Origin of the sequence: Brevibacillus sp. NPDC058079 (assembly GCF_042885155.1) — a bacterium.
Taxonomy (GTDB): domain Bacteria; phylum Bacillota; class Bacilli; order Brevibacillales; family Brevibacillaceae; genus Brevibacillus.
In genome coordinates, this window is the sequence record NZ_JBHVSO010000002.1 from 397153 (window position 1) to 424042 (window position 26890).

At 47.2% G+C, this 26890-nt stretch carries 28 protein-coding genes and 1 other annotated feature; of the genes, 9 read left to right on the plus strand and 19 right to left on the minus strand.

Features of this window, described 5'->3' with window-relative positions; genetic code table 11:
• Nucleotides 1–18 precede the first annotated feature (18 nt).
• From ACFVS2_RS08555 to ACFVS2_RS08565, 3 genes are all read right to left on the minus strand, one after another.
• On the minus strand, nucleotides 19–684 hold the full coding sequence (locus tag ACFVS2_RS08555; protein ID WP_390233026.1) for a PspA/IM30 family protein: 666 nt from the start codon (nucleotides 682–684) through the stop codon (nucleotides 19–21).
• Nucleotides 685–800: 116 nt separating this feature from the next.
• Nucleotides 801–3059, minus strand: a complete 2259-nt coding sequence (locus ACFVS2_RS08560) for a type IA DNA topoisomerase (RefSeq protein WP_390233028.1) — start codon at nucleotides 3057–3059, stop codon at nucleotides 801–803.
• A gap of 85 nt (nucleotides 3060–3144) precedes the next feature.
• Nucleotides 3145–4278 carry a DUF2515 domain-containing protein gene (locus tag ACFVS2_RS08565; RefSeq protein WP_390233030.1) on the minus strand — a complete coding sequence of 378 codons (1134 nt, stop codon included), beginning with the start codon at nucleotides 4276–4278 and terminating at the stop codon, nucleotides 3145–3147.
• On the opposite strand from ACFVS2_RS08565, the gene shc reads away from it, so the two are divergent.
• Nucleotides 4251–6233 carry a squalene--hopene cyclase gene (gene shc, locus ACFVS2_RS08570; protein ID WP_390233032.1) on the plus strand — a complete coding sequence of 661 codons (1983 nt, stop codon included), beginning with the start codon at nucleotides 4251–4253 and terminating at the stop codon, nucleotides 6231–6233. The two genes, ACFVS2_RS08565 and shc, sit on opposite strands and share 28 nt — an antisense overlap.
• Before the next feature lie 9 nt (nucleotides 6234–6242).
• On the opposite strand, the gene ACFVS2_RS08575 is transcribed toward shc, so the two are convergent.
• Nucleotides 6243–6440 (minus strand): hypothetical protein, encoded by a 198-nt coding sequence (locus ACFVS2_RS08575; protein WP_390233034.1) that lies wholly within the window; start codon nucleotides 6438–6440, stop codon nucleotides 6243–6245.
• A gap of 147 nt (nucleotides 6441–6587) precedes the next feature.
• Between ACFVS2_RS08575 and ACFVS2_RS08580 the strand changes: the two genes are divergently transcribed.
• From ACFVS2_RS08580 to ACFVS2_RS08605, 6 genes are read left to right on the plus strand one after another with little or no spacing between them, the layout of a single operon-like run.
• Complete coding sequence (locus tag ACFVS2_RS08580; protein WP_016740748.1) at nucleotides 6588–6839, plus strand: spore germination protein; 252 nt, start codon at nucleotides 6588–6590, stop codon at nucleotides 6837–6839.
• The gene (locus tag ACFVS2_RS08585) at nucleotides 6836–7081 is read left to right on the plus strand and encodes a spore germination protein GerPB (RefSeq protein WP_173617240.1); all 246 of its coding nucleotides are present in this window, start codon (nucleotides 6836–6838) and stop codon (nucleotides 7079–7081) included. The genes ACFVS2_RS08580 and ACFVS2_RS08585 overlap by 4 nt, the downstream gene beginning before the upstream one ends.
• A gap of 15 nt (nucleotides 7082–7096) precedes the next feature.
• On the plus strand, nucleotides 7097–7717 hold the full coding sequence (gene gerPC, locus ACFVS2_RS08590; RefSeq protein WP_390233037.1) for a spore germination protein GerPC: 621 nt from the start codon (nucleotides 7097–7099) through the stop codon (nucleotides 7715–7717).
• Nucleotides 7714–7905, plus strand: coding sequence for a spore gernimation protein (locus ACFVS2_RS34600; protein ID WP_228088502.1), 192 nt, complete (start codon nucleotides 7714–7716; stop codon nucleotides 7903–7905). The genes gerPC and ACFVS2_RS34600 overlap by 4 nt, the downstream gene beginning before the upstream one ends.
• A gap of 14 nt (nucleotides 7906–7919) precedes the next feature.
• The gene (locus ACFVS2_RS08600) at nucleotides 7920–8312 is read left to right on the plus strand and encodes a spore germination protein GerPE (RefSeq protein ID WP_390233039.1); all 393 of its coding nucleotides are present in this window, start codon (nucleotides 7920–7922) and stop codon (nucleotides 8310–8312) included.
• 3 nt (nucleotides 8313–8315) lie between these two features.
• Nucleotides 8316–8531, plus strand: a complete 216-nt coding sequence (locus ACFVS2_RS08605; RefSeq protein ID WP_017249535.1) for a spore germination protein — start codon at nucleotides 8316–8318, stop codon at nucleotides 8529–8531.
• 86 nt (nucleotides 8532–8617) lie between these two features.
• On the opposite strand, the gene ppsA is transcribed toward ACFVS2_RS08605, so the two are convergent.
• The 3 genes from ppsA to ACFVS2_RS08620 form a co-directional block, all read right to left on the minus strand.
• Complete coding sequence (gene ppsA, locus ACFVS2_RS08610; RefSeq protein ID WP_390233041.1) at nucleotides 8618–11233, minus strand: phosphoenolpyruvate synthase; 2616 nt, start codon at nucleotides 11231–11233, stop codon at nucleotides 8618–8620.
• Nucleotides 11234–11443: 210 nt separating this feature from the next.
• Nucleotides 11444–12043: an Hsp20/alpha crystallin family protein gene (locus ACFVS2_RS08615; RefSeq protein WP_390233043.1), complete on the minus strand. Its 600-nt coding sequence runs from the start codon at nucleotides 12041–12043 to the stop codon at nucleotides 11444–11446.
• Nucleotides 12044–12127: 84 nt separating this feature from the next.
• Entirely contained in the window at nucleotides 12128–13489 is a 1362-nt protein-coding gene (locus tag ACFVS2_RS08620) for an LCP family glycopolymer transferase (protein ID WP_390233045.1), read from the minus strand.
• A 237-nt stretch (nucleotides 13490–13726) separates the two neighbouring features.
• Between ACFVS2_RS08620 and ACFVS2_RS08625 the strand changes: the two genes are divergently transcribed.
• Together ACFVS2_RS08625 and ACFVS2_RS08630 are read left to right on the plus strand one after the other, a co-directional pair.
• Nucleotides 13727–14656, plus strand: a complete 930-nt coding sequence (locus ACFVS2_RS08625) for an NAD(P)/FAD-dependent oxidoreductase (RefSeq protein ID WP_390233047.1) — start codon at nucleotides 13727–13729, stop codon at nucleotides 14654–14656.
• A 13-nt stretch (nucleotides 14657–14669) separates the two neighbouring features.
• Nucleotides 14670–15143 (plus strand): NUDIX domain-containing protein, encoded by a 474-nt coding sequence (locus ACFVS2_RS08630; RefSeq protein ID WP_390233049.1) that lies wholly within the window; start codon nucleotides 14670–14672, stop codon nucleotides 15141–15143.
• A 74-nt stretch (nucleotides 15144–15217) separates the two neighbouring features.
• On the opposite strand, the gene ACFVS2_RS08635 is transcribed toward ACFVS2_RS08630, so the two are convergent.
• The 12 genes from ACFVS2_RS08635 to sigG all read right to left on the minus strand — a co-directional run bounded on the left by ACFVS2_RS08635 (nucleotide 15218) and on the right by sigG (nucleotide 26849).
• Nucleotides 15218–16591 (minus strand): MFS transporter, encoded by a 1374-nt coding sequence (locus tag ACFVS2_RS08635; protein ID WP_390233051.1) that lies wholly within the window; start codon nucleotides 16589–16591, stop codon nucleotides 15218–15220.
• Between the two features lie 15 nt (nucleotides 16592–16606).
• Nucleotides 16607–17758, minus strand: a complete 1152-nt coding sequence (locus ACFVS2_RS08640) for a mandelate racemase/muconate lactonizing enzyme family protein (RefSeq protein ID WP_390233053.1) — start codon at nucleotides 17756–17758, stop codon at nucleotides 16607–16609.
• Complete coding sequence (locus ACFVS2_RS08645) at nucleotides 17748–18518, minus strand: TraR/DksA C4-type zinc finger protein (RefSeq protein ID WP_390233055.1); 771 nt, start codon at nucleotides 18516–18518, stop codon at nucleotides 17748–17750. The genes ACFVS2_RS08640 and ACFVS2_RS08645 overlap by 11 nt, the downstream gene beginning before the upstream one ends.
• 153 nt (nucleotides 18519–18671) lie before the next feature.
• Nucleotides 18672–21449, minus strand: coding sequence for an isoleucine--tRNA ligase (gene ileS / locus ACFVS2_RS08650; RefSeq protein WP_390233057.1), 2778 nt, complete (start codon nucleotides 21447–21449; stop codon nucleotides 18672–18674).
• Nucleotides 21450–21495: 46 nt separating this feature from the next.
• Nucleotides 21496–21765 (minus strand) — a binding site (T-box leader).
• A gap of 90 nt (nucleotides 21766–21855) precedes the next feature.
• Nucleotides 21856–22347, minus strand: a complete 492-nt coding sequence (locus ACFVS2_RS08655; RefSeq protein WP_007717747.1) for a DivIVA domain-containing protein — start codon at nucleotides 22345–22347, stop codon at nucleotides 21856–21858.
• Nucleotides 22348–22447: 100 nt separating this feature from the next.
• A complete protein-coding gene (locus ACFVS2_RS08660; protein WP_390233060.1) occupies nucleotides 22448–23221 on the minus strand; it encodes a YlmH family RNA-binding protein in 774 nt (257 codons plus the stop codon).
• Between the two features lie 12 nt (nucleotides 23222–23233).
• Nucleotides 23234–23497 (minus strand): YggT family protein, encoded by a 264-nt coding sequence (locus tag ACFVS2_RS08665; RefSeq protein ID WP_173617228.1) that lies wholly within the window; start codon nucleotides 23495–23497, stop codon nucleotides 23234–23236.
• Between the two features lie 31 nt (nucleotides 23498–23528).
• The gene (locus ACFVS2_RS08670) at nucleotides 23529–23957 is read right to left on the minus strand and encodes a cell division protein SepF (protein ID WP_173605318.1); all 429 of its coding nucleotides are present in this window, start codon (nucleotides 23955–23957) and stop codon (nucleotides 23529–23531) included.
• A gap of 42 nt (nucleotides 23958–23999) precedes the next feature.
• Nucleotides 24000–24698 carry a YggS family pyridoxal phosphate-dependent enzyme gene (locus ACFVS2_RS08675; protein WP_390233063.1) on the minus strand — a complete coding sequence of 233 codons (699 nt, stop codon included), beginning with the start codon at nucleotides 24696–24698 and terminating at the stop codon, nucleotides 24000–24002.
• A gap of 20 nt (nucleotides 24699–24718) precedes the next feature.
• Nucleotides 24719–25549 (minus strand): peptidoglycan editing factor PgeF, encoded by an 831-nt coding sequence (gene pgeF, locus ACFVS2_RS08680; RefSeq protein WP_390233065.1) that lies wholly within the window; start codon nucleotides 25547–25549, stop codon nucleotides 24719–24721.
• Between the two features lie 81 nt (nucleotides 25550–25630).
• Nucleotides 25631–25909: a YlmC/YmxH family sporulation protein gene (locus tag ACFVS2_RS08685; protein ID WP_007717731.1), complete on the minus strand. Its 279-nt coding sequence runs from the start codon at nucleotides 25907–25909 to the stop codon at nucleotides 25631–25633.
• 160 nt (nucleotides 25910–26069) lie between these two features.
• Entirely contained in the window at nucleotides 26070–26849 is a 780-nt protein-coding gene (gene sigG, locus ACFVS2_RS08690) for an RNA polymerase sporulation sigma factor SigG (RefSeq protein WP_007717728.1), read from the minus strand.
• Between the last annotated feature and the right edge of the window lie 41 nt (nucleotides 26850–26890).

The window sequence follows — 26890 nt, forward strand, 5'->3', positions numbered from 1 at the left end:
GAAACCGCCTGAAGCGGTTTACCCCTCATATTTTTTCAACAGAGCAGCCAGTTCGTCTTCAACGGCTTGATCCTTATTCAGCTTCGCAATTTCATCATCTAAAGAGCTCTGTTTTTTGTAAATCTCGCCGCTGGCTTCTGCTTCTGCTTCCATTTGCAGTGCTTTTTCTTCCATGCGTTTCAAGCCAGACATAGCCGAGTTCGTGTCGAAGCCACCCATCGCCTGGTTGATCGTCTTTTGCGCTTTGGCTGCATTGACGCGGGCAACTAATGTTTCGCGCTTGTTTTTCAGCTCGGTAATCTGTTTTTTCATTTCAGCCAGCTTCTCGCGCAATCCATCGGCTGCCAGCTTGTTTTTCTCGTAGCTATCCTTGTATTCGTTCATTTTTTGCTCGGCGGCTTTCTTTTCTTCCAGAGCTCGTCGAGCCAGATCGATGTTCTGCGCTTGTGCTGCGATATGAGCTTGCTCATCACGCTTTTTCACCAAGGCTTCCTGTTCTTCATACAGTACCTTGAATTTCTTTTCCAAAGCAATTTGGGCGGCAACCGCTTTCTCTGCTTCATTCAAGTCTTCTTGCATATCACGCAAATACTGGTCTGTCATTTTGATTGGATCTTCTGCTTTCTCAATCAAAGAGTACAAATTGGACATGGTCAAATCACGCAGTCTTTTAAAAATGGACATGGAATATTCCTCCTTAAGTACCTGCTAGGTAGTTCGGCCTGAATTTGCCGTCCCCGTTATACCTGTATTTACGATCATTACGCAAGTAAGTTTCAATAATTTATTTTTTTATTGGATTACTGCTCGAAAGTAAGTTCGCCCGATTCTACACTTTTCAAAATAAGCTTTGCTTGAAATTGTGTCCCATCCTGACGTTCAAGCTTCATTTTACCTGTTTTGCCTTTTTCAATGAGTGCTTTAATCTGTGTATCCGTCAGCATTCGCCCGTAATTCTCTTTCCATATGACGAATTTACAGCCTACGTTGTAATTCGAACAACCGTAACCTTTGCGTCCCATGAAAATGGAGCCTCCGCAACCCGGTCGTGGACATTTGGTGATGATACTCGAAGTTGTACGAGTGGTCTTTGCTACTGTTCGAGTTGAAGCCTTTGTTGTGGCATTACTGCTACTTGATCTACCTGTACTTCGCCCGCCAGCTCGTCCTCTTGTTTTCGAAGATCCTTTCTGAGTGGTACTCTCACTCTCAAACAAGGTCTTCTCAGCACGAGATTGTACGCGAACCTTTTCTACGATCATTGTAGCGAATTTCTTCACATTCTCCATAAATTGCCCGTCGGAGGCGGTCCCTCGGGAGATCTCATTCAAGCGGCGCTCCCAATGCCCCGTCATTTCAGGAGAGGTTAATAGTTCGATACCTGCTCCCCTAATCAATTCGATAACGGTACGGCCTTTTAGCGTAAGTTGAACCTTTTTCCCCTGCATCTCAACGTATCCGACCTTTTTCAGTCGTTCGATGGTAGCTGCACGAGTTGCCGGAGTTCCCAGACCAGATTCTTTCATCGCATCACGCAGTTCCTCGTCCTCGATTTGCTTGCCTGCGCTTTCCATGGCCTTTAGGAGCGTTCCTTCCGTAAAATGCTTGGGCGGCTGTGTTTCTTTCTCCTTTACCATCGCATCCGAGCATACTACACTGGCATCAGATTGAATGATAAAAGGCTCGTTCACTTCAATCTCTTCTTTATCCTCTTCTTCTTTGGCCGCACCTTTCACACTCTTGGGCTTTTCCTTCTGCTGATCGGCATAAATAATCTTCCAACCGAGACTTTTCCGTTCTTTCACCGACGTTTTGAACATTTCATTTTCCACATCGGTTATGATCGTATGCATCTTATATTCAGCTGGCGGATAAAACTGTGACAGAAAGCGGCGCACGATCAAATCGTATAGCTTCTGCTCATCTGGCGTAAGCCCTGAAGCCTTTCGATTTGTCGGCAGGATAGCATGGTGGTCGTCTACCTTTGCTGGATTACATATAAATTTGTTGCCTTTATGAACCAAACTACGGTTTGCACCCTTTACCAGAGCGTCATATCCAGTGCCTTGCAAGGACGACAAGGTGTTGTGCATTTCGGGAATATTTTGCTCTGTCACATAGTTGGAATTCGTCCTCGGATAAGAAATCACTTTGTGTTTTTCATAGAGTGCCTGTGCTAAATCCAAGGTTTTCTTGGCGGAAAAACCGTACTTGCCATTGGCCTCACGTTGCAGCAATGTCAGGTCATACAGCTTAAATGGATACTCCTTGGTATCCTTTACTTCGTAGGATGCTATCCGCCCTTGTTTTCCTTTCACTTTACGAGCCAACATTTCTGCTTTAGATGGATCGGTTAAGCGATCACCTTGCCAAAGACCCTTGTACATCCTCTCACCCTGCGAAAAATGCCCTTCCACTTGAAAAAACGTAACCGATGAGAAAGCCTCAATCTGTTTCTGTCGATCATAAATAAGAGCAAGGACAGGAGTCTGTACTCGTCCGACAGAAAGGAGCACGTTATGTTTGGTCGTAAATGCACGCGAGCCATTCATCCCGATTAGCCAATCGGCTTCACTACGAGCTTTTGCTGCCCTCGTTAAGTTTTCATAGGCTGCGGCATCCTTCATCTCCGCAAATCCTTTCCTGATCGTTTCAGGGGTCAAATCCGAGATCCACAGTCTTTTAACGGGGTGGCTCAATTTTAGATGTCGCTGAATGAGTGAAAAGATGTGTTGACCTTCCCGCCCGGCATCGCATGCATTAATCAGCAGATTGCTTCGTTTGGCCAACTGCCCGATCATTTTTAGCTGATCGAATGTTTTCCGATTGGGCACTAGCTTAAATGGATCGGGAATGATAGGAAGATCATTGATGTTCCACTTTTTATATTTTTGGTCGTACGCCTCCGGTTCCGCCAGTTCAATTAAGTGCCCGATTGCCCACGTAATAATGTATTTTTCACCTTCTAAATAGGTGCGGTGATTTTTAGCTTTAGGATCTATTGCGGCGGCAATATTTCGTCCCATGTCAGGTTTCTCCGCAATAATTAGTGTCTTCAAATGATAATCGCTCCTTCTAAAACTCTCTAAGCAACCCGTCGAGGATTAGTCTTACGTTCTGAATTCCTCTCTATTTTACTACAAGTTAGCTAAGTATTCTCGTTCTGGCTGCGACAGCCCACTCGATTTTTGCCAACGCCTGACAATACGCTTCACTCATCTCTGCTGCATTTGTTATCTCCTCCGTCTGAGTTAGCATACGCCATACATCGCTCTTGTTTTTGTACCAATCGAACTCCTTTGGCGGCTCATGGTGGATAGGCTTCCAAACTTGGCGCAACGTTGGGGAAAATAGCCGCTTTGCCCCTGAACGCAGCTGACAGTTCATTAGTTTTACCTGATAAGGCTTGCCAGGAGCTGTATCATTCACATCATGAAAGAGATGGGGCCAATAATCTTTTCGCGAACCTGTGTGTGGCTGTTCCAATGCCCAAGTGTACACAGTCTCCTGCCTATTCGTACCACCGAACAGCAGACTGTACAGCCTTTTTCCCAAGGTGATTCTCTCCGGTAAGGAGGCAAAATGAAACACTCGCTCACCCGCGAGCTGCAAGGAGCTTCCCTGCACATCAGTCACTTTCCGATAGGGAAGCAAGATCATGTTCAGTTGCAAAAGCTCCTGCAGGGCAAACGGGATTGTTCGGACAACTGAATTTTGATAGGCCGGGTCTTTCATAACCTGTTCTTCCAAATAGTTTTGTTCATTGATAATCAATCCAATGGTGAGTAGCTCTTTGTCAGTGGTCTTCCAGAAATGATTCCAGATCGCCTGCATGAAAGTAGACACGCCCAAATGAGGCAGTATATAAAAAAGGTTGGTCTGTCGCCTGACACTCTCTTCATACAGTAACAATTGAGGGTACGCATCGTGAAAAATCAGCCAGTTTCCCCGCTCCAAAAACGAAAAATAATCCTGCTGCTCTTTTGTTCGCAGCAAGCGAGGCAATAATTCTCCCCGCAAATCGGTCATACTCCATCCCGCATTGCGCGATACAAGATGGGCCAATAACGCCCAATGAATTTGTGGATGCTTTTGATAAAACGACAAATAGGCGCGCGTTCTGTCGAGATTGTCACGGTTTTGGGCGAGCGTCTCCTGTCTAATCCGCTCTACCGTCTTTTGATCTTGTGCTGGCAATGGTGCTGTCGCCGTACGGACTTTCCCCAGATTTTTGGCAAGCGGCAAGCGAGATGCGTATTGGTACCACGACAAACCCATCGATGCTCTTCCCCCTCTCTTCCTTTGGTGCCGTATTTTATCGGGAGGTGAATGAGTTGCGTGAAGTTCAGCAAGAAATGAACCGCATTCAAGCCTTTTTGTTACAGCGCCAACAAGAGGATGGCACTTGGCGCTTTTGTTTGGAAAGCTCACCGATGACAGATTCTCACATGATCATCCTATTGCGCACGCTGGGTATTCATGATGAGCGTTTGATGGAGAAGCTCACTGCTCACATCACGTCTCTCCAACACGATAATGGGGCATGGAAGCTGTATCCCGACGAGCATGAAGGCCATCTATCTACGACGATTGATTCGTATTACGCCCTTCTACTATCAGGCAAATACACGAAGGACGAACCGAGAATGGCCCTGGCTCGCTCCTTTATTTTGGAAAAGGGTGGGCTGACACAAGCGAACATACTGACCAAATTCTCTACAGCCCTGACAGGCCAATACCAATGGCCCTCGCATTTTCTCGTTCCCGTCGAGATTGCACTATTGCCCCCGAGTTTCCCTGTCAGCTTTTACGATTTTGTCGGCTACGCACGTGTCCATCTTGCCCCCATGATGATTGTGGCTGATCGCAAATATGTAAAAAAGCCTGACGATGCGCCAGACTTGTCCGATCTATACGCAGATACGCCTATCACTCGTGGGCTATATCCGCATCGATTCCTAGATCATTTCCTCAAAGAGGGCCAATCGTTCCTCGCTACCATCCACGATTCCTTGCAAAGTCTCCCCTTTTTGCCCGGACAACTACATAAGCTCGCCCTACGGCGTCTGGAACAATACATCCTGGCGCGAATCGAGCCGGACGGAACTCTGTACAATTATTCGACCTCTACCTTTTTCATGATATTTGCGCTGCTCGCTCGGGGGTTTTCTCCGAAAGACCCACTCATCCAAAAAGCGATGCAGGGGCTTGCGAATAGTGTCTACGATTATGAAAACGGCGCACATTTGCAGCTAGTTACCTCAGCCGTCTGGGACACTGCGCTCTTGGCTTCTTCCCTGCAAAAAAGTGGACTTCCTACCACACATCCCGCGATTCAAAAAGCAAATCGTTACCTTCTCCAAAAGCAGCAGCATACGTACGGTGACTGGAAAATCCGCAATCCAAAAGGAAAGCCTGGCGGTTGGGGCTTTTCTGACTACAACACCATGAACCCGGATATTGATGATACGACGGCAGCTCTGCGCTCTCTGCGCCTGCTCGCCCGCACGAATATAACAACAGCAGCCGCTTGGAAACGCGGTCTCGAATGGCTATTATCGATGCAAAACGACGATGGGGGTTGGCCTGCTTTTGAACGAAATACAGATGCTGATTTCATTCGCCACTTGCCGATCGAAGGTGCCGATACCGTCAGTACAGATCCCTCCTCTGCCGATTTGACAGGGAGGACCTTAGAGTTCCTCGGAAACTATGCCGGCCGAACATTGACTGACCCACATGTAGAAAAAGGAGTCCGCTGGCTTCTCAAACATCAAGAGTCAGACGGCTCCTGGTATGGACGTTGGGGAATTGCTTACCTATACGGTACATGGGCTGCGATTACCGGGCTGATGGCGATTGGCTTTTCCCCTACTGATCCCGCCATCCAAAAAGCGGTTTCGTGGTTGGTTGCCAATCAAAATCCCGACGGCGGCTGGGGCGAATCTTGCCAAAGCGACCAGAAAAAAACGTACGTCCCCCTCGGAGCAAGTACTCCCTCGCAGACGGCATGGGCAATCGATGCACTGATAGCCGTGTCATCCAAGCCGACAGCAGAGCTTCAACGAGGGATTCACTATTTGCTCACTCACAATCAAGCAAATGACTGGACGACTCGCTACCCGACTGGCGGGGGCCGTCCTGGCGGCACTTACTTTGCTTATCACAGCTATCGTTGGATTTGGCCGTTGCTGGCTCTCAGCCACTACCAGACGAAATACGCGAACCAGTAAAAAACACCTCTACCCTCTTCGCAAACCAATGTCTAACGGCTGGAGAGGAACTTGGGGTGAATAAATCACGGCGTGTGGCGGCGTATCAAATATTGAGTAGCAGGAAAGGACATCGGTGTCCCCAATCAGCACAATCGACGACTTAGTTACTCCACCAAAGCTGAAATCACCGACATCAATTTTTTTATTCGTCACCTTCATATTCATGGAACTTTTTCTCCTTTTCCTAAAACTCGCGCCTATCCATACATCGTATGCTGCTTACACTGGTTCGGTCGCAAAAACAGGTATGAACACCCACTGGCCTACGACATACAATACAGAGAGGATCTCTCCCAAAAGGATGTGCCGAACATGCCAGCATTCGTTGGAGTCATCAATGTAAACAACGTGGGCGGCGTTTTCAATGTCGGAGACGTCCGTAAAATCGCACCTACCACTTATGCCAAAACCTTCGCGGGTGGAGGATCATTCAATTCTGGTACCAATCTATCCTTTAAAATTCCACGTAGCGTCGTCTACGTCAATGAACAATCCGATAATGATATCCCGCTTTTTGTAGAGGAAACGAACGATTTCAGGGCAAAGGGACGAGATTTCGCATGAATTTTTTTGTTACGCAACATATCGTAATCAATTCGCTCAAGATCGAAGGCATAAGCAACTCTTCGGTGTGCCAAATAGGAAGCGCAGGGATTATCAAGCCCGTTTCCAAGCTGTACAACACCGGCGGATTCACAGAGCCAGCTCCACAGGTGGGGCCTCTGCCCACAACCGGTGCGGAAGAATTCGTGCCCCTCATTCCATTGGTTCAGCCTTCACCTGTTCGCTCTGGCACTCTTAGATGAAGAAGGATGGTCGTCATGTACATGGATCCCGAAATGATGCAGTATATGCAACAGTTACATGACTATATACAATTGCAAAATGATAAGATCGAGAAATTGAAGCAAATGATTGAACAGCTGCAGCAAGATGTAAATGATCTCAAGGAAAAACAGATTCCTTCCGTCATCAAAAACGAGTACAAATTCGATCTGCTAAAAGTTGAGCGACTGGAAGGGACTCTCAATATCGGTTTAAACCCGAAAGGAAATGATGCAGGAATCGGTGATTTTTCCATCAATCAATCGATGGATGTCCCTAATCCGCACCAAAGCAATGCCCCACTTTTTGACCGTGTCCAGAAAGAAATTTATCAATACTTGGAGCAAGATGCCTACCTCGTTCTTGAAAGAATCGAAACAGAGTGCAACTATCCACTGGATAACAATTATCGTGCCTTTATCTTGGATGACATTAAAAAGCAGATCGATCAACGGATTAAGTATTACCTGAGTGAGCTCCCTACCGATGAACTAGAACTAGAACCAGAGCAGCTCGATGTTTTCGTACAAAAGACAGTCCAAAAAGTGAAACGGGATATCGACAAGACCTGCGAAACATTCGTGAAAAATTTGCCGCGTGAGGTGAACGAACCATGATGAGGTATCAAGTGATAAACGAAGCCATTTGTGTAAAGAGGGTCTCCGTCAGTGCTCTCACTTCTTCCGCTTCCTTGTTTATTGGGGACACGCAGACAGTAGACCTCAGAGCGATTTATGAAACGCCACCCGAAAAAATGATTGTCGGAGCCACGATCCCGATTGATACTGCGCTGCCCGCTTCATAAGGAGGATTGTCACCATGTACCGAAGGACCAGTCATGTCCGTAAGCTGGATGTTCTCTCGGTCGATACCTCATCTGTTCTGCAAATAGGTGATTCCCGGCAGATTGACGCTGTCGCAAACATATTAGCCGTCCAACGTGAGCAGGCCATCTTCTATGAAAATGAATTTATGTTTGAGAATTACTCGACCTTTTCCGTACCTTTAACTCCCCCTAGTCTCTCAGATCCGATTTGCATCGATACGTTCCACGACTGCCCGTACATTTTCATTCGAAAAGTGGAAGTCCCTTTCGTAGCAGGATCCTCCGTCATCCATGTTGGTTCGAACGAATCCATAAAACTCGAAACACGAGTCGTAAATATTCGTCACATTTTCCAAGAAGAGCCGAAAACTAGAGGGAGGGGGTAGGCTGTGCCTTCTGTCATTGGAGCTGTCAATATCAATAGTAATTCGGGTACCGTTAACTTCGGAGATACGCTCAACATATCGCCAAAAACAGCCGCCAAGACATTCTCCGGTTCAGGAGGCGGCAACACAGGTAACGTCGTCAATACACTCAATGGTGTCAACGCAACGAATACACTGGACCCCAATGTCGTCGATCAACCGATGTTTGGGAACATCTAATCCCGGCAGTGTTAATGTCTTTTCATTGACACTGTTTTTATTTTGGCTGAAAAACGAAACAAAAAAGGAGGCACGAGGCCCCCTGACTACAATATTTCAATATACCCTTCTGTTCCATGCACGCGAATTCGTTGCCCGTCTTTTATCAGAGTGGTAGCATGTTCCACGCCGACAACTGCTGGTAAGCCATATTCACGCGCGATCACTGCCCCATGGGTCATCAGTCCACCGACTTCGGTGACAAGACCTTTTATGGATACAAACAACGGTGTCCAACCAGGGTCAGTAAAGGAGGTGACTAATATATCTCCATCTTCTAGATCAGCATCTTCCATGTTTACGATGACTCGTGCTCGCCCCTCTATAACCCCGGAAGAAACAGGTAGACCTACTATCGCATTGGCTGGCAGATTTTCTCGTTTGTACTCACCTGTAATGATTTCACCATCAGACGTGATGACACGTGGGGGAGTCAGTTTTTCGAAAAACTTGTAATCGTCTTTTCGTTTGCTGATGATCTGATCATCCAGTTTGTTTGTGCGTACGACCTCGTAAAGTTCTTCAAAAGTGAGATAGTATATATCTTCTTTTTCATGAATAACGCTTGCTTGTACGAGTTGCTCGGCTTCTTTCAGTAAAGCCTGCTTATAAACGAAGTAGCGATTCACCATGCCGTATTTTGGATATTCCCTAAACCCACTGAAATTCCGGATGAGGTCGATCATTTGTTTTGTTTCTTTGGATTTTAGTTCACCATCCGGTAATTGCTTCAATCGCTCTAATAGCTCTTGCTCTTTTTCCAAAGCTTCCTGTCGCCCTTGTTCGAATTTCCGATTGCCAGCATTCGGCTCAAAGTTTTTGATGTTACCTAGAATTATGGGGACAAGCGTCATTGGTTTTTCACTCCAACGCGTTTTCGTTATATCGATTTCTCCGGCACATCGCATTCCGTATTTCGTGAGATAAGCATAGATTGCGTCTTGCGTTTCCTGCCCACCTTCAAACTGAACCAAATCATCCAAAAAGTTATCTTCTTTTACACGCTGTAAAAAATCAATTACTTCTGGATAAGGACGAACGACATCTGCAACATCCATGAGCGCCAGCCCCATTTCCGAAGTAACATTGTGTGGCACAGATTGAGAAAGCGTATCTGCTACATTTTTTTCCCCCAACCACTCGTTCATTTTTTCATTGATCCATTTTGAAGCATTCATTGCAGCCGTAATTACACCTATGTTTTGTGGATCAAATAAAATCTTCTTTAATTGCTGAATGTCTTCTCGAATAAAATCAAATAAATCCGCTCCTGATTTCGTTTGGATGTCATGCTTTAACTCTTCGATCGATGCTTGACTACGCTTAATCAAATCAGAAACAATGATCGGATCGTTTTCGAATTGTTCTTGAAAACCCAAAGACGACATACCTTTCTTGCTTTTACCAGGACTCTGCTCTTTTTTATCTATGGGTAACAATGGTATAAAATCTCCTCGCTCTATTACGGTCAGAAGCGCGTCTTTTATAAGCGGATCGGATTGTCCCAGGGTATCTAATATGATTTGTCTGCTATCAGGTGAAGCTAACATATTTGTAACATCAACAAACAACCTTCCTCCCGCTTTACGCATAGGTGCCGGAGTCGTTAACAGGAAAAAAGACAGTCCCAATGGTTTCATGGGATCGGTCATCATTTGTTGATGGCCAACAGATACATAGACATGATTTTCTTGATCGTTCGCTTCAGGGATGGGGTATAAAGTCGTGATTGGACGGCTCTGGACAATAGAAAAAGTATCATCAACCAAACACCATTCGATATCTTGTGGGCAACCAAAATAAGCTTCGATCTGTCTTCCAATACGTGCCAGTTGTAAAATTTGTTGTTCCGTAAGTGTTTGGGTCTTTTGCTGATCAGGATCGATCTGCTTTGTCTCTGTTCCACCTTCTTTTCGTCCATAGATAGCCAATTTTTTGGTTGCTATCCTCTTATCGACGATTTCCCCTTCCTGCACTTTATAACAATCAGCAGATACCAGGCCAGAGACCAGTGCCTCTCCAAGTCCATAACTGGCGTCGATTGATAGCAACTTCCGGTTGGATGTAATGGGATCAGCGGTAAATAAAATACCGGAAGCCTGTGGGAAAACCATTTTTTGAACGATAACGGATAAATAAACGTGACGGTGGTCAAATCCATTTTGCATACGGTAGATTACCGCGCGATCCGTAAATAGAGAAGCCCAACATTTGCTGATGTGCTGCAAGATTGCTTCTTTACCAATAATATTTAAATAGGTGTCTTGTTGACCTGCAAAAGAGGCATGTGGTAAATCTTCAGCAGTCGCACTGGAACGCACTGCATAAGCATGCTCCTCTCCGAATTGGGAGAGATAATGAGTAACGGCTTTCACAACATCTGAAGGAATTTCTACTTCCATAATGAATTGGCGAATCTTCCTGCTGATTCCACTAATTTGTTCTCGATCTTGTACTTTTAGCATGGCTAGTCGATCCAACAAAGCACGATACGTTTCGTTTTGTTCGATGGCCTTTTGATATCCCACTGTTGTCACACAAAATCCTTCCGGTACTTGTATTCCTTGAATTTTCGATAATTCCCCTAAATGTAACCCTTTTCCGCCAACGAGCAAAAGCTGCGTTTTTTCCATCTCCTGAAAACTGAGAACCAAAGAACTCATTCAATATCTCTCCTAACCATTAAATTGAGAAAAAACATTTGACAAGAGTTCACCAGCATGGTACGATTAAAGTGTAAGATGCAATAATTATGACTATATATAATAAACAGTCGTGAACTGATTATATCATCGCCTCTGTTTATGTGCAATAAAAAAGAACCTGGTAGGAATACTCAGGTTCTTTTTTGATTTTTCCACTACCACCTGTTTTTACAAACTCGCTTTAAATGTTGTTCTTCGTTCGTTCGCAGCTCCATCACGCATCAAATAGATTTCTAACACCCCGTCTTGATACTGGGCCTTCATCCCTTTTGAACTAACGGAAACCGGTAAAGCCAGCTTTCGATAAAAGGGGCCGTAGCTTCTTTCCCCTTGTGTACGAAGTCCCTGGTGCTCACTTTCTTTGAAGATCCCTTTGACCTCTAGCAACCGTTGGTCGGAGAGGGTAATCTCCAAACTATCGCGATCGAAGCCCGGCAGTTCACAGGAAACGATGACCATTTGCTCTGATTGGAAAATATCCGAGGCTGGGGAAAAATGCGAATCGTCTACCTGCACAAAACGCATCGGTTTTTCCTTCGTCTTTTTTTTCCCCTTTTTCCCGGGTGGTACATTTGGCGCTGCGGCGGCGGTGGCCGTCTTTTGTGCTGCTTGCTTATTGAGCGTCGCGATATTCTCCCAAAAATTCGTATCCAGCACCTGCCCCATCTGGCTCAATGCTTTCCACGGATGATCTGGGTCAAAGCCGAGCTTGGACAAACTTTCGGATGCTTTTTGTAACTGCTTCATGGTCTCTTGCAGGTTTTTCATCACTTCCGCACTCCCTCCCCAGCAAAGGCACGACTGTCTTTGTACGATAGAATATGTACTGTTGCCTGGGGGGTGTGTTCAAGATCATCCAGTTTGCCCTACATCAGCACTATCTGTCGCTGGTGCAGGCGGAGCCAAAATATCTGGTGGTGGCATGTTACTATCCGTCGGCTCAGGATTGGATTCGCCGCCATTTCCATCTGGTATAGTCGGCGGTGTTACAGGCTCCTGTGTTGATTCTGGAGCCGGATTTGGTGATGGTGTGGCTGGTTTTTGTGTTTTTGGCTGCTCTTTTGTACCTGTCGTGGGCTTGGGCTTCGGAGCTGGTGCTCTCTTCTCTGTTTTCATTTCGACCTTGGCTACTTCCGCTACAGCTGCATCACTGAGCTGTTCGCTCGCTCCAGCTACACCCACTTCTGTTTGGAGGGCAGTTCGAACAGCTTGCATGTTCTCCCTCGGCCACAAGGAATAAGGAGAGCTCCAGATCGCCCCATTATCCAAAGTAACCATGTTGCTTGACGAAAAGCTGGCAAAATCAAGGGCCAATCCTTTTATTTGGTCTGTCGACAGATCGGTTTTAATATGCTGACCAACGGTATCCAGTACGGCTGTCAAACTCGATAATCCATCCAAGGACATGCTCTTTTCTGCAACAGCACGAATCACCTGCTGCTGTCTGCGGTTGCGATCGAAGTCGCTCGAGTTGTAAGCGTCTCCACGTCTGTCGATGCGATGACGGACGAAGCCGAGTGCCTGCTCTCCGTTCAATACTTGTTTCCCTTTTTTCAAATTACGGTATACACCTTGCTTCGGCAGTTCGTATACGAGATCGCGATCTACATCAACCGTAATCCCGCCCAGCTTGTCAATGACCGCTGTGAAGCCCTCAAAGTCAAGCTGCACATAATGCTCAACCGAGATCCCCAGCATGTGATTCAATGTTTTCTTGAGCATCGTCATGCCATTTTCCGTAACAGGCTTTCCTTTGATTTCCGCATCTTTCCTGATATTTTCCCCTAATGCAAATACTTCATTGACCTTGTGAAAGCCTGGATATCCTGGGATTTGAACGCGGGTATCACGGGGCAACGATACCATGCTCAGCTTTTGCGTAACCGGATTAGCGACGGCTACGACCAGAACATCCGTGTTTAACATACCGATGTTTTTGCGCGTATCCACCCCGACGATGGCGAAGGCGATTGATTTCTTTTGTTCGTACGGCTTCTCCACCACAGGTTGATCCGGTAACTTGTAAGGGTCTTGCGTTACGATGTCCAATGTCTTGTCTAACTGGTTGAGGGCGAAGCCTGCTCCTACGGCCAACAAACAGAGGAATAAGCAACCCGCCAAGAGCAGATACATCCGCTTGCTTCGCTGGCCACGCTTGATCCGTTTACGCGGCTGTTTTGCAGGAGCTTGAGGCTTGTCATTCTTGGCTTGCACGTTCGGTTCACTCCTTTTTAAAATCACAGGGTCCATAGTGCTTTGGGCTTTTCATTTTTCAATATATTCTGTAAAACTTTCGTCCCATTTTACCACAATATGCCGTCAAAATGTAGAATCCTGCCGATTCAACTCGATCGGTTTTCCCTGAGAGTTCTTGCACTTGCGAATCGAAAAAGGTAGTCTAAAACTGAGGAAAATCAGATAGATGAATATGGGAATCGGAGGGACTTGAGAGTGGAACACATACAGGTGCTGATCGTAGGTGGCGGCATCGCAGGGTTGTCCGCAGCAATATGGTGCCAACGATTAGGTCTTTCTTGTCTTCTTATCGAAAAAACGGATAGACTCGGCGGCCAATTGCATCACATTTACAACGAGATTACCGACTTTCCGCCCCTTGTATATGACCAGGGAGCTGCCCTTGTAAAGGTACTGATCGCCCATCCTTTCATCCAGCAGCCAAACATACGATTGAACGAAGCCATTCTTTCCATTGATCGGGAAACGAAACAGGTAATGACTTCGAAATCCGTTTATCGTGTCGACTATCTACTCATCGCCACAGGAGTTGGCTGGAATGAAATACCGGCCCTAGCTGATTGTCCAAGTGTCCTGTCGCCTTGGTTTTCTACAACAGCCCAAGCTCACACCATCGCCGGGCAAGATATCGCCGTTATCGGCGGAGGAGATCGCGCATTGGAGAGTGCAGCAAATTTGAGCTTTCATGCCCGACAAGTTTATCTGTTGGTTCGGAGCAGTGAGTGGCGTGCTCGTCCCGAATGGCAAAAGAAAATCACAGGCCTACCCAACATCCAGGTCCTGTGGGAAACACAAGTAACTGACTATCAGGACGAAGAGGCACGGACGGTTCTGACACTCACCTCTACGCGCGCAGGCAATCCAGAGACGATCGTAGTCGATTGGATTCTGCCACGAATTGGTGTTCATGGAAACACAGCGGGTCTCGAAGGTTTGGACACGTTTGGCGATGACTATTTGCAAACGGATTCGTATCAACGAGTCAACTCTCCATGGATATACGCAGTCGGAGATGTGAGCAACGGAGCCGCTTATGCGAGTTTGGCACTGGCAGCTGGTCAAGCGATGAAGGCAGTCAAGCATATTTCCTTGCAAATTCAAAACAATAGATCAATGAGCCTGTAGAGGAGCGCTTTGCATGTACGCTTTTTACGACGATTTCGGCTTACCTGTCCAGCTAACCTTTTCTCCCGAAGAGTATCGTAACCACCAAGCAGGTCACGTGCTGATCTTCGCTTTTTATCAGGGAAAGCTGTTATTTACTCGCCATCGTACACGCGGCGTGGAGCTACCAGGGGGAAAAGTAGAAGCGGGTGAAAACAGCCTAGCGGCAGCAGTTCGTGAGGTCTATGAAGAAACCGGCGCCATTCTGGAAGGGATTGAGCGCATCGGACAGTACACCGTCGACGACTCGATGCGAAAAGACATTTATATCGCAAAGGTAGCGCATTATACAAACCAGCCAAGTGGCTCAGACGTGCTCGCCACCATTGTGTTTGCGGATATCCCGCGAGATGTAAAAGGCAATCAGGAGTTTAGTCGTATTCTGCAAGATGATGTGTACCCGCTCGCACTCGAACGAGCTTTACGTCATCCTTTTGCGGAGTCCTAGCCATCATAAACAGGCTCGTCCCTGTCGCTCCCCGGCTTTGTATTCGGTGAGACTGACCGACAGAGACAGCCTGTTTATTGTTTTTCCTTTTCCTTCTTTCCCGACAACACACGCTTGACGAGCTCATTTGGATCAAAGCCATACTTTTCGATGGCTCTCTCTCGTTGTACCTCGTGCACCGTTTCTGGTTCAATTCCAAGTACCTCTGATATTTGCCGCCACCCATTCGTCTCGCTGTCTTTTGTCCCTTGTCCTTGCTGCTCGACCTGCTTGGGCTTCAAGAAAAAGATCGCAAGCACAGCGAAAACGAGCGATAAACCTGCGATTGATAGAAACATGACCGATCGAGAAATCCCGAGCAACCAGGTAAAAATAGGTGGGCCGATCGCAACACCGATAAAACGGACACCACTATACAAAGAAGTAATCATGCCTCTCTCTGTTTTTTGCACGGCCCCAACGATCATGGAGTTCAAGCACGGTAAAATCATTCCCGTCCCCGCGCTGCCGATGACCAAAATGCCAATCAGGACATAAGCCCCTTTGACAAAGCTGGCCAGAATGTAAGACGTAGCCAGCAAAAACATGCCGATAATCACAAACAGACGCATCAGCTTCAGCTTCTTTTTGATGATGACTCCTGTCACATATGCCGCGATACTCATCACAAGCAAGGGAATCGCCAAAAAGAAGCCTTTGATGACACCATCGATCTTGTATTTTTCTTCCAATAAATCAGACAGGTAAAACAGTACACCAAACAACGTGAACAGGCAGATGCTCCCAATAAAAAACGCGGGGACAAGCCATTTTCCATGCTGCTTAAACACTTGCGCGATCGAATGCATGTACTGCTTGACAGGGAGTGGCTTCTTATCCTGTTTCTTTTCCTTAGTCAGAAATAAAAACATCAGGAGGACGACACCGCAAATAATCGGAAAAGCTAAAAAGACCATGTACCAAGAAATGAGAGCAAGCAAGGAGCCAAAAATCGGACTTAATACTTTTCCCATCCCGTTTGATGTCTCCAACAGCCCCAATGCCCTACTCTCCGAAGCGCCATCGAACAGATCCCCTACCAATGCCATTGCGATGGGCGCTGTCCCGGCAGCCCCGATCCCCTGCAAGACTCGCCCTCCCATGATAGCCATATAAGGTTGATCTATCCACAACGCGGCAAGCCCTGCGAGCAAACCACCAATACCGTACAAGGCAAGGGAGATGATAATGACAATTTTTCTCCCAAATCGATCTGACAAATAGCCGGCAAAAGGGATAACAATACCTGCTGCAATCGAAAAAGCAGTGATCAACAAGCTCGTCTGTAAGGCGGTGAGCTTCATTTCTGTTTTCATCGTAGGCAGTACAGGGATCAGCATCGAGTTGCCCAGCACCATCACTAATGGAACCCCGACAAGCCCAATCAGGTTTTTCGCATTTTGTGCCATACGAAACTCCTTGTCTTACGCATAAGCGCTACCGTCCCAGCGCGACGCGTTAATAATCTCCCAGTCAGGCTCAACGCCTATTCCCACGCCAGTAGGAAGCGTCACTTCGCCATTTATGGGTCGCAGCGGAAACAATTGTGAAAACGGGTTCTCCATGACATCCCATTCGACAGGCTCAATCGGATGGCTATCCATCTTGGTCCATGCCAGCAAGCACGCTTGTGCAAATAACGTATACAATCGTGCCAGTGATCCGTCAAAGGAATGTGGAGACACGCGATAGCCAAACTGACGGGCCATTTGAAGATGCGTTCGATAATCGTCAATGCCCCCCGTATGCATCAGGTCAGGCTGAGCAATATCGATAGCGCCCCCCTCATACAAGGGCAAAAACTGTGCGCAGCGAATCAAGTTTTCTCCACCAGCAAGCGGGATGGATAATGCCGAACGAAGCTTGATATACTCGTTTGTACGATCCATGGGCATCGGCTCCTCCAGCCAAAGCCAATTGCCATAACGGGAAAAAAGCCCCTCCCACTTCCTTGCAGTCACACAGTCGTAGCTCTGATTGGCATCTACCGCTACTTGAACTTGTTCAGGAAGCAAATTCATCAGTTTTTCGATATGCGTCTGATCCTCTTGAACAGAGCGCCCTCCAATCTTTACTTTCACCATCTTGAAGCCGTCGTCGACTTGCTGGCTGACTTGTTTCCATGACTGCTGCATCCAGTCTTCTGTTTCACGGTAGGATTGGAGGGAGGCATATACCGGGATGCCCGAATGTATCTGGCCTCCCCACAGTTGACCCACAGATAGCCCCGCCGCTTTTGCCAAAATTTCCGTAAGTGCCATACTGACACCTGAAGCCGATCGCTGATGCCACTTTCCTATGACATCTACAATGGCTACTCTGTTGTCCACCTGCTTACCCAGCAAGTACGGAATGATGCGCTCACAAAATCCCTTATGAAGCGTCGGCAGCCAGTCGATAATTTCTCCCCAGCCATCTATTCCAGCCCTTGTGATAATCCGAATGAGATAACTGGTTCGATAACGCTTATACCCATTCGCATCGCCGTAAGCTTGCGGTAGACGATGAAGTAGCGGATACGTTTCCACTCGCTCAATTTGCAGGTCAATGACCGCTATCTGCTCATTAGTAGTCATCCAATCCCTCTCGTTCTGCTTGCTCTCCTTCGTAATCGTTATAGGAGAGGAAGTTTCCTTTCCCTTCTCCTTTTCTCATGTACTCCTCATACGTCCCGCTTCTCATAAAATGCACACTATCCGGTCCATGATAGCCCTCAATATCGGTATAACCGATTTCCTCTACGGCTTCTACAAAGCCATCCGGCTCATTGCTCTCGATATACATTTCATCGTAATCTGTTTTGTCGGGTTCCTGATACGAGAAAGGCGTGCTGGATGTCCCCCATGACTCGACAATTTGCCAAGCATCCTCACCGTCGAATCCGTTCTGGCCTTCTTTTTCATCCAGAGATGTACGTCCGAACGGCGGCTGCAAAAACTGTTCCTCGATCGGACGCGACTCGTTGATTGACGGCGCTGGTGCATGCTCCTTGCACGTTTGTGCCTGAGGCAGTGCTTCCAGTCGCTCCACAGGTATTTGCTCTCCACAGACCGTACACAGGCCGTAGGTGCCTTCCTCCATGCGCAGTAGCGCCTGATCAATCTCTTTTAATGTCTCACGATCGAGACTGTCTAGGGCCAAATCTTTTTCCCGTTCAAACATCTCACTGCCGATATCTGCCGGATGATTATCGTACATGGCAAACTCCTGCAAAGAGGTTGTCATCGGTTCTCTCATGCCATAATGGTCCTGTACGCGGTCTTCCAGTTCTTTTTTCTGTTCCAGCAGCTTTTCCCGGAAGCTGGCCACTCTCTTTTGGTCCACGCTGTACACCACCTTTGTTTGGTTTCCTCAACAGGTAGTATGTCTTGGTCCCGTAGGAAATATGACCAACAAAACGGCCATGATCGTTTTGTTGGTTCGCATGTGGCCTATCACAGCAAAAAACCTGCCATCCCCAAAGGGAATGACAGGTTAATCAACCGATTTTTATTCTGCTACATGTGCGTAGTGTTGTTCTACGATATCTGCGCAACGTACGCAGAGCGACGCGTGCGACTCGCGAGTGCCAACATCCGGTTTCACTACGCGGCAACGCTCGCATTTTCCACCGTCTGCGGCAGAGACCACAGCAGCAATTCCTTCGAGTTGTACCGCTTCTGCCGGAGCAGAACCGCTGTGTACGTCCACGTGAGCCACGATGAACAGGTCAGCCAGATCGTCCATTGCTGCCAATGTTTTCGCAACTTCTTCCGTTTGTGGGTACAGAGCCAGCTTCGCATCAACGGAGTTACCGAACACCTTGTTGCGGCGCGCTTCTTCCATGGCTTTGAGAACCTCGTCTCGGATCGCCAGGAACGCATCCCATTTGCTCTCTGCTTCTGCTGCAAAGCTGAGATGTTGTTCGTCGCCTTCTGGCATATCCGTCAACTGCACACTCTTCTCTTCCACGCCTGGAATGAACGCCCACACCTCATCGGCTGTATGCGGCAACAGTGGAGCAACCAGCTTCACCAGACTGATCAAGCAATCGTACATCACTGTCTGTGCAGCGCGTCGTTTCAAACTATCTGGCGCCTCTACATACAGGCGATCCTTGCAAATGTCCAGATAGAACGCGGACAAATCAATAACGCAGAAGTTGTGAACGGCATGGAAAACGGTATGGAACTGATATTCATCGTACGCTTTGCGTGTACGCTTCGCTACTTTTGCTGCTTTCGCCAGAACATAACGGTCAAGCTCTCCCAGCTCTTCGTACGCTACGCGGTCTGTTGCTGGATTAAATCCATCCAGGTTACCCAACAGGAAGCGGAACGTATTGCGGATTTTGCGGTACACCTCAGCGATCTGATTCAGAATCGCATCGGAAATGCGCACATCAGCTTGATAATCAACAGAAGCTACCCACAGACGCAAGATATCTGCGCCCATCTTGTCAATAACTTGTTGAGGCACGATGACGTTACCGAGGGATTTGGACATTTTGCGTCCTTCTCCATCCAAAGCAAAGCCGTGGCTCAGGACGGATTTGTAAGGAGCTGTGCCATACACAGCAACACCCGTCGAGAGAGAAGAGTTGAACCAACCACGATACTGGTCAGAGCCTTCCAGGTACATGTCAGCTGGCCAAGCAATGCCTCTTTCGCGCAAAACAGCCTGGTGGCTGGAACCGGAGTCGAACCAAACGTCCATAATATCCGTTTCTTTGCGGAAATCATTGCAATCGCATTTGGTGCAAGAAAGCCCTTCTGGAATGAGCTCATTTGCTTCACGGGAGAACCATACTTTCGATCCTTCTTTCCGGAACAGATCAGCAACATGGTTGATCGTCGTGTCGTTAATGATCGGTTCGTTACACGATTTGCAATAGAAGATTGGAATCGGTACACCCCATACACGCTGACGGGAAATGCACCAGTCGCCACGATCCGCAATCATGTTTGCCAGACGAGTTTCTCCCCAATGCGGAATCCATTTTACATTTTTAATCGCTTCGAGCATTTGCGCACGGAATCCGTCGATAGATGCGAACCATTGCTCTGTCGCGCGATAGATAACCGGTTTTTTCGTACGCCAGTCATGTGGGTAAGAGTGCGTGAAGAAATTGAGCTTCAAGAGTGCTCCGTTTTCTTTCAGCTTTTCTGTAATCACTTTGTTGGCATCTTCGTAGAACAGACCTTCAAATCCTGGTGCCTCATTGGTCATTTTACCTTCGTGGTCTACTGGGCAAAGGACACCCAAATTGTATTTTTGACCAACGGTAAAGTCATCTTCCCCGTGTCCTGGAGCAGTATGAACGCAACCAGTACCTGCATCCAAGGTTACATGCTCACCCAGGATGAGTGGAGACTTGCGATCATAGAACGGATGCTGAGTTTCTACGCCTTCCAAATCTTGACCTTTAAAGGTCGCAAGAATCTCTACGCCTTCCCAGCCAATTTCTTTGCTCGCAGCTTCAATCAGACCGTTGGCTACCAGGAATTTGCGGCCATCTACCTTCACTACGTTGTACTCGAGTTCAGGGTGCAGGCTGATCGCAAGGTTTGCTGGCAATGTCCACGGAGTCGTTGTCCAGATAACAACGCCTGTTTCTGTGTCCAGCTTGCCTTTTCCATCTGCTACCTGGAAGCTGACGTAAATAGAAGGAGAGCGCTTGTCTTTGTATTCGATTTCTGCGTCAGCCAAAGCAGTCTCAGAAGACGGAGACCAGTACACGCAGCGTAGACCTTTGTAAATATAACCCTTTTTCGCCATTTCGCCGAATACGCGAATTTGGTTGGCTTCATACTCAGGCAGGAGTGTCACATAAGGGTTTTCCCAATCTCCACGAACGCCCAGACGCTTGAATTGGTCGCGTTGCTTGTCGATGTAGGACCAAGCATACTCTTCACAGCGCTGGCGGAAATCGTTCACTTCGATGCTGCGGCGATCCAGCCCTTGTGCATTGATAATCGCTTGCTCAATTGGCAAACCATGTGTATCCCAGCCTGGGATGTACGGCGCATAAAAACCTGCCATGGATTTGTAGCGAACGATGAAGTCCTTGAGGATTTTGTTCAGTGCGTGACCGATATGGATGTCTCCATTCGCATACGGAGGGCCATCATGCAAGACAAAAGACGGGCGGTCTTTTGTACGATCTAACACTTGTTGATAAATATTTTGCTCTTCCCATGCCGCTTGCATTTGTGGCTCGCGGCTTGGCAAATTTCCGCGCATGGGGAAATCTGTTTTTGGTAGCGCTAAGGTTTTGCTGTAATCCATGGCCTGATTCACTCCTTAAATAAATAAAAGCTTTCACTCATCCCATAAAAGGGACGAGAGAAAGCTCCCGTGGTACCACCCTGATTGAACAAACCCGTACGGCAAAAAAACCTGCATCGGAATTGTTCCACTTCACTCATTCGTAACGGGAATGACGCGCTCACTTACTCACCTGTTTCACCATCAAGGTTTTTCTGGGCTTTCGGATATTGAACTCCCGGGTGATTTTCTGCGAAAGCAACTGGCCGGGTTTTCACCTTTTCCCGACTCTCTAGGCAGTGCTGGCTCACGTACTCTTCCCGTTCATCGTCTATGATTTGTATAAGCCTGTTCAACTACTATAAGTGCTTTATTTCGAAAAAGTTGTCTTTCATTATAATACCATCATTGCTCGAACGTCAATGATTTATTCAACTGTTACAGGCGAATCAACTTGTGGCTGTTCAATGCTATCCCAATCGCCATTCTCCAGCATCTCGAGCTGTGCTTCCAAAAGCGTCCGAAAGCGCATACGGTAAACCGAAGCACGTTTTTTTAATTCTTCGATTTCGATCGCGATTTTGCGCGACTTCGCCAGTGCTTCATTGACAATTCGGTCTGCATTTTTCTCGGCTTCTTTTAAGATGAGCTGCGCTTCTTTGCGGGCATTCGACTTCACGTCCTCCGCTGTCTCCTGCGCCACCAGAATCGACTTGCTCAAATTTTCTTCCAAGCTCTTATAGTAATCTACGCGCTCATTCAGAATGGCTACGCGCTCTTCCTGTTCTTTTTTCTCTTTTATCAAGAGCTCAAAATCTTTGATCACCTGATCGAGAAATTCATTCACTTCGTCAATGTTATACCCACGAAAGCCTGTGCTGAATTCCTTATTGTGTATATCCAACGGCGTTAATGGCACATGAACCCCCCACTTTTCCCGATAATTCGTCTTCAATCATTTCGACAGAATTAGCTGTGTTTCCTGCCGTATTTTACAAATTTTTGAGCCTTGGTCCATCTTATGTAACCAGTCCGACAATCATGCGAAGTCTTCCACTGCGTGTTGGACCTGCTACCTCAAGAATTTTGAACCGACCATAGCCTGCAAGAGATACCATATCTCCCATCTGGAGTTGATAAGATGGGTCTTCGATTACTTTCCAGTTGATTTTTACTTTTCCCGCTCGAATTGGCACCAGTGCTTTTGCGCGAGACATATTGTGTACTTCTCCAATGATCGCGTCAATTCGCGGTGATGGCACGGTGATTGTTTTCTCTACAAACTTGGGTGCAGGCGGTGTAAACGCCTCCCATGCTACCCGCTCAAATTTAACAGATGTCCGATGAATTTGCGTCACCTGCGCACAAACAAAATCAGCGACTTCCTCTGCTACAATTGCGTAGCTGCCAGCTGAATCTGTCAGCATATCTCCGAATTTCTCCCGCTTCATCCCGACGCCCAGCATCGCCCCCATCACATCTCGATGCTCTAGCACATGAAAGCGCTGATCAGCCTTGATTGCCAATAAGGTAAGGCGATAATCCTCAGGCTCAACAGGGAGGTACTCCGGATGGATGATAATCCGAACACGCTCAGCACCCTCGTAGCCTCCATAAGGAGAAACCTTCACATCTCTTACTTGTGAAGATAGACTCTCAAAAATCATCAATTGCCTCGGGTCTACAAAATCAGTAAGGCGCATGGCCTGCGTCCGCTCTACTTGCGTCAGCATTTCCAGCGCCCGTTCAACAAAGGGACGTTCTTCTTTTGAAAAATGGTCAAATATGCTCATCGTTTCACTCGCCTACATGATTTGTTGCAAAATGGCGAACAGGCCAGATTGGGCAAAGCGCAGTGCAATCAATGCGACAATGGGGGAGATATCGATGAACCCGAGCGGTGGGATAAACCGGCGAAATGGAGCCAAATAAGGCTCAACCAGTTTTTCCAGTAACTGTCCGATGCCTGTACCTCTCATTTGAGGAACCCATGACATCAAAATGTAAGCAATAATCATGTATTGATATACCGTAAAAGCAAAATTTAAAACCGAAAAAACAGCAATCATTTGCTCACCCTTTTAATTTCGTCTTAATTGGCTACTCTTCCAACACACTTGAAATCGTACCCTGAATATCCACATGATCAGGCGTGCACACGAAAATCGTGTCTCCGACCTTTTGGATATCGCCGTTTAATGCGTAGACCGTCCCGCTCAAAAAGTCGATAATTCTTTTAGCTTGGTCTTTTTCCACACGATGGAGGTTGACCACAACCGGTCTACGATGACGCAGGTTGTCTGCGATATCCTGTGCATCACTGTAATGACGGGGTTCACAGAGAATCAAACGGATTCCCTCCTTTTCCCGTGCTTGAAACGGTACCACGTTGTTAGTTCGGCCGATCGCTGGCTGGCGTTTGTGCGAGGACTCTTGCTCTTCTCTTTCCTCTTCCACCGTTGTTGTCTCTTCGATGTATTCCTCGTTTTCTAACCCCAGAAACCCCATCAATTTATTCATAACACCCATACTCTTCCTCCTCTCTTACTCCGTGGTTTGGTCTGTTTTCCTTTACTCCGGCTTGACCAATACCGATCCCAAACGAATATATGTAGCTCCCTCTTCAATGGCAACTTCAAAATCACTAGACATGCCCATGGACAGCTCTTCCACCTGGGCGTGTGGGAATGCCATTTCGTTAATCCGTTGCTTCCACTCATAGAGGCCACGGAACACCTTCCTGGCTTCCTCTTGGTTTTCGACAACAGGCGCCATCGTCATTAATCCGACGATACTTATATGTTTCATATTACTGGTTTCGCGCAAAAAAGCCAATACGTCATTGGGACTAAGCCCAAATTTTGTCTCTTCGCCGGATATATTGATCTGCAAAAAGCATTTTACGACATGATCCAACGCTTCACCGCGTCGATTCAGCTCTTGTGCCAAAGAAAGTCGGTCCAGAGAATGGATGTACGGGAATCGTCCTACAACTTCTTTTGCCTTGTTCGTCTGGAGGTGCCCGATAAAATGCCAGATTCCTTTATCGCCATGTAGCTGGTACTTGGGCAGGGCATCCTGCACGCGATTTTCCCCGATATTCTCTACGCCTACCGCGAGCAAGTCCCCAATGGCATCTGCATCGACATACTTGGTCACAGCAATAATTTTTACTTCCTCACGTTTGCGGTTCGCCCGATCGCAAGCAGCCTGAATTCTTGCTTCGATGGATTGCAGTCGTTCTTTTAACAATTCTTGTTCCTTGGTCATAACGAACCCTTCCCTTTCTTCTACAGGTTTTCCTTCCAGCCGATATAGGAAGCCATGCGTCCAGTAGTCCCTTGTATCCCGGCTTCCTTGCGATGAGAGAAAAACAAGTCTGTTCTGCAACTTGTACACCAATCTGTGGATAAAATATTCCTTGAAGAAATTCCTGCTTCGAGCAATATCTCTGTGTTCAGCTGACGAAGGTCCAGCATGTACCGCTCCCCTGTGGAGGAGATGACTGCTTTTTCCCAATCGGCTGCACAAGTGCGTACCTGCGTCATGATTCGCTCATCGACTTCATAGCAACAGCCGCCAATGGATGGGCCAATTGCGACGCGAATGTCCTCTGGCTTTGCCTGATATTGCTTCTTCATGGCCTTCACCATTTCCTCGGCAATACGGCCCACTGTCCCCTTCCAACCTGCGTGAGCAAGTCCGATTGCTCCCGATTGGGGATCCAGAAAATAGAGGGGAACACAATCTGCATAAAACGAGGTCAGCATGACTCCTTTTTCAAGGGTAAACAAACCATCCGTTGCAGATATGACGTCCTCCAGACTTTCTTTACCCGCACCGCCTGCTGTGACCTGGCATACCCGATTCCCGTGCACTTGATCGGCGCATGTCCACGCCGTAAAAGACATCCCGACTTGTTCTGCCAGCTTGCGTCTATTGGCTACTACGTTCGCAGATTCATCACCCACATGCAGCCCCATATTAAAAGACCCGTACGGTTGTTCACTTTCCCCGCCTGAGCGAATAGTAAACCCCGCCACTAATCCAGGAAATTGTTGCTCCCACTCTGTTAACGATAAGATTGACTTATCCTCTACCCTGACAAAAGGTTCTCTCATGTTGTCACCTTCCTCATATGGCTAATCATACCATAGCCGAAAAGAAAAGAAAGGCTATCCGTGCCTTTCTCCCTTTACGCGTTAGTATTCTTCTCCACCAGAAGTTTTTACTTCAACTTTAAGTGCTTCTTCCATCCGAACAAGCACCACATCTTTCCCGATCTTCACAATATTGCGCCAGGGTATGACATAATCGTTCCCGGCAGAAAAGAAGCCGAGAAACTTGCCTGGTCCCGGTACGACGATAGCCTCTACACGACCGTGACGCAGATCGATCTCCAAATCTGAAACTTGCCCAAGCCGTTTCCCATCGAGAATATTTACCACTTCTTTGGTCTGGAAGTCAGAGATTTTTACCATTCTTCCTCACCTTCTTTTCTCCGTTACTTTCAGTATATGAGTCCAATGAGGAATATGTCCGCTTCTTTGGCAAAAAGTAAGGCGATTGAAAACTAACTTTTCGACTCGTACAAAAAACCCGAACGGTACAAGACCGCCGGGTCGCCTATTTGGTTTCTCCTTACGATTGAACGTGCTTTTGCATATGGGCAATTGCCGCTTTTTCTAATCGAGAGACCTGTGCTTGTGAGATTCCGATTTCCTCTGCTACTTCCATCTGCGTTTTTCCTTCGTAAAAGCGCATGGATAATATCATTTTTTCTCGGTCACCTAGTCGCTGCATTCCCTCACGAAGCGCAATTTCCTCTACCCACGTGACGTCTTTGTTCTTCTCGTCACTAATCTGATCCATGACGTAAATCGGATCGCCGCCATCCTGATAAATCGGTTCAAACAATGAAACCGGATCTTGGATCGCATCGAGTGCAAACACGACGTCTTCTTTGGCTACGTTCAATTCCTGAGAAATCTCGATAATGGTAGGCTCTCGCGAATGTTTGTTGGTCAGATTGTCACGCACCTGCAAGGCCTTGTACGCGATGTCTCGCAAAGAGCGGGAAACGCGAATCGGATTGTTGTCCCGTAAATAGCGTCGAATTTCTCCGATGATCATCGGTACGGCATACGTGGAAAACTTCACGTTTTGTCCGAGATCAAAGTTGTCGATCGCTTTCATCAATCCAATGCAACCCACTTGAAACAAGTCATCCACGAACTCTCCGCGATTGTTGAACCGTTGGATTACGCTAAGCACCAGTCGCAAGTTGCCGTTGACCAGCTTCTCGCGGGCAGCAAGCTCCCCGCTTTGCAGGCGCTCAAACAATTCTCGCATCTCTTTGTTTGTCAACACCGGAAGCTTGGAGGTATCTACCCCGCATATCTCTACCTTATTGCGCGTCACGTCTTTCCCTCCTCGAAGCAAGAAAAAAGTCCCTAACCCGG

Excerpts from the sequence above, each read along its gene's own strand:
- ACFVS2_RS08555 (WP_390233026.1), bottom strand. The coding sequence starts at position 684 with ATGTCCATTTTTAAAAGACTGCGTGATTTGACCATGTCCAATTTGTAC.
- shc (WP_390233032.1), top strand. The coding sequence starts at position 4,251 with ATGCGTATTGGTACCACGACAAACCCATCGATGCTCTTCCCCCTCTCT.
- ACFVS2_RS08565 (WP_390233030.1), bottom strand. The coding sequence starts at position 4,278 with ATGGGTTTGTCGTGGTACCAATACGCATCTCGCTTGCCGCTTGCCAAA.
- ACFVS2_RS08575 (WP_390233034.1), bottom strand. The coding sequence starts at position 6,440 with ATGAATATGAAGGTGACGAATAAAAAAATTGATGTCGGTGATTTCAGC.
- ACFVS2_RS08580 (WP_016740748.1), top strand. The coding sequence starts at position 6,588 with ATGCCAGCATTCGTTGGAGTCATCAATGTAAACAACGTGGGCGGCGTT.
- ACFVS2_RS08585 (WP_173617240.1), top strand. The coding sequence starts at position 6,836 with ATGAATTTTTTTGTTACGCAACATATCGTAATCAATTCGCTCAAGATC.
- gerPC (WP_390233037.1), top strand. The coding sequence starts at position 7,097 with ATGTACATGGATCCCGAAATGATGCAGTATATGCAACAGTTACATGAC.
- ACFVS2_RS34600 (WP_228088502.1), top strand. The coding sequence starts at position 7,714 with ATGATGAGGTATCAAGTGATAAACGAAGCCATTTGTGTAAAGAGGGTC.
- ACFVS2_RS08600 (WP_390233039.1), top strand. The coding sequence starts at position 7,920 with ATGTACCGAAGGACCAGTCATGTCCGTAAGCTGGATGTTCTCTCGGTC.
- ppsA (WP_390233041.1), bottom strand. The coding sequence starts at position 11,233 with ATGAGTTCTTTGGTTCTCAGTTTTCAGGAGATGGAAAAAACGCAGCTT.
- ACFVS2_RS08615 (WP_390233043.1), bottom strand. The coding sequence starts at position 12,043 with ATGAAAAACCTGCAAGAGACCATGAAGCAGTTACAAAAAGCATCCGAA.
- ACFVS2_RS08630 (WP_390233049.1), top strand. The coding sequence starts at position 14,670 with ATGTACGCTTTTTACGACGATTTCGGCTTACCTGTCCAGCTAACCTTT.
- ACFVS2_RS08635 (WP_390233051.1), bottom strand. The coding sequence starts at position 16,591 with ATGGCACAAAATGCGAAAAACCTGATTGGGCTTGTCGGGGTTCCATTA.
- ACFVS2_RS08640 (WP_390233053.1), bottom strand. The coding sequence starts at position 17,758 with ATGACTACTAATGAGCAGATAGCGGTCATTGACCTGCAAATTGAGCGA.
- ileS (WP_390233057.1), bottom strand. The coding sequence starts at position 21,449 with ATGGATTACAGCAAAACCTTAGCGCTACCAAAAACAGATTTCCCCATG.
- ACFVS2_RS08660 (WP_390233060.1), bottom strand. The coding sequence starts at position 23,221 with ATGAGCATATTTGACCATTTTTCAAAAGAAGAACGTCCCTTTGTTGAA.
- ACFVS2_RS08665 (WP_173617228.1), bottom strand. The coding sequence starts at position 23,497 with ATGATTGCTGTTTTTTCGGTTTTAAATTTTGCTTTTACGGTATATCAA.
- ACFVS2_RS08670 (WP_173605318.1), bottom strand. The coding sequence starts at position 23,957 with ATGGGTGTTATGAATAAATTGATGGGGTTTCTGGGGTTAGAAAACGAG.
- ACFVS2_RS08675 (WP_390233063.1), bottom strand. The coding sequence starts at position 24,698 with ATGACCAAGGAACAAGAATTGTTAAAAGAACGACTGCAATCCATCGAA.
- pgeF (WP_390233065.1), bottom strand. The coding sequence starts at position 25,549 with ATGAGAGAACCTTTTGTCAGGGTAGAGGATAAGTCAATCTTATCGTTA.
- ACFVS2_RS08685 (WP_007717731.1), bottom strand. The coding sequence starts at position 25,909 with ATGGTAAAAATCTCTGACTTCCAGACCAAAGAAGTGGTAAATATTCTC.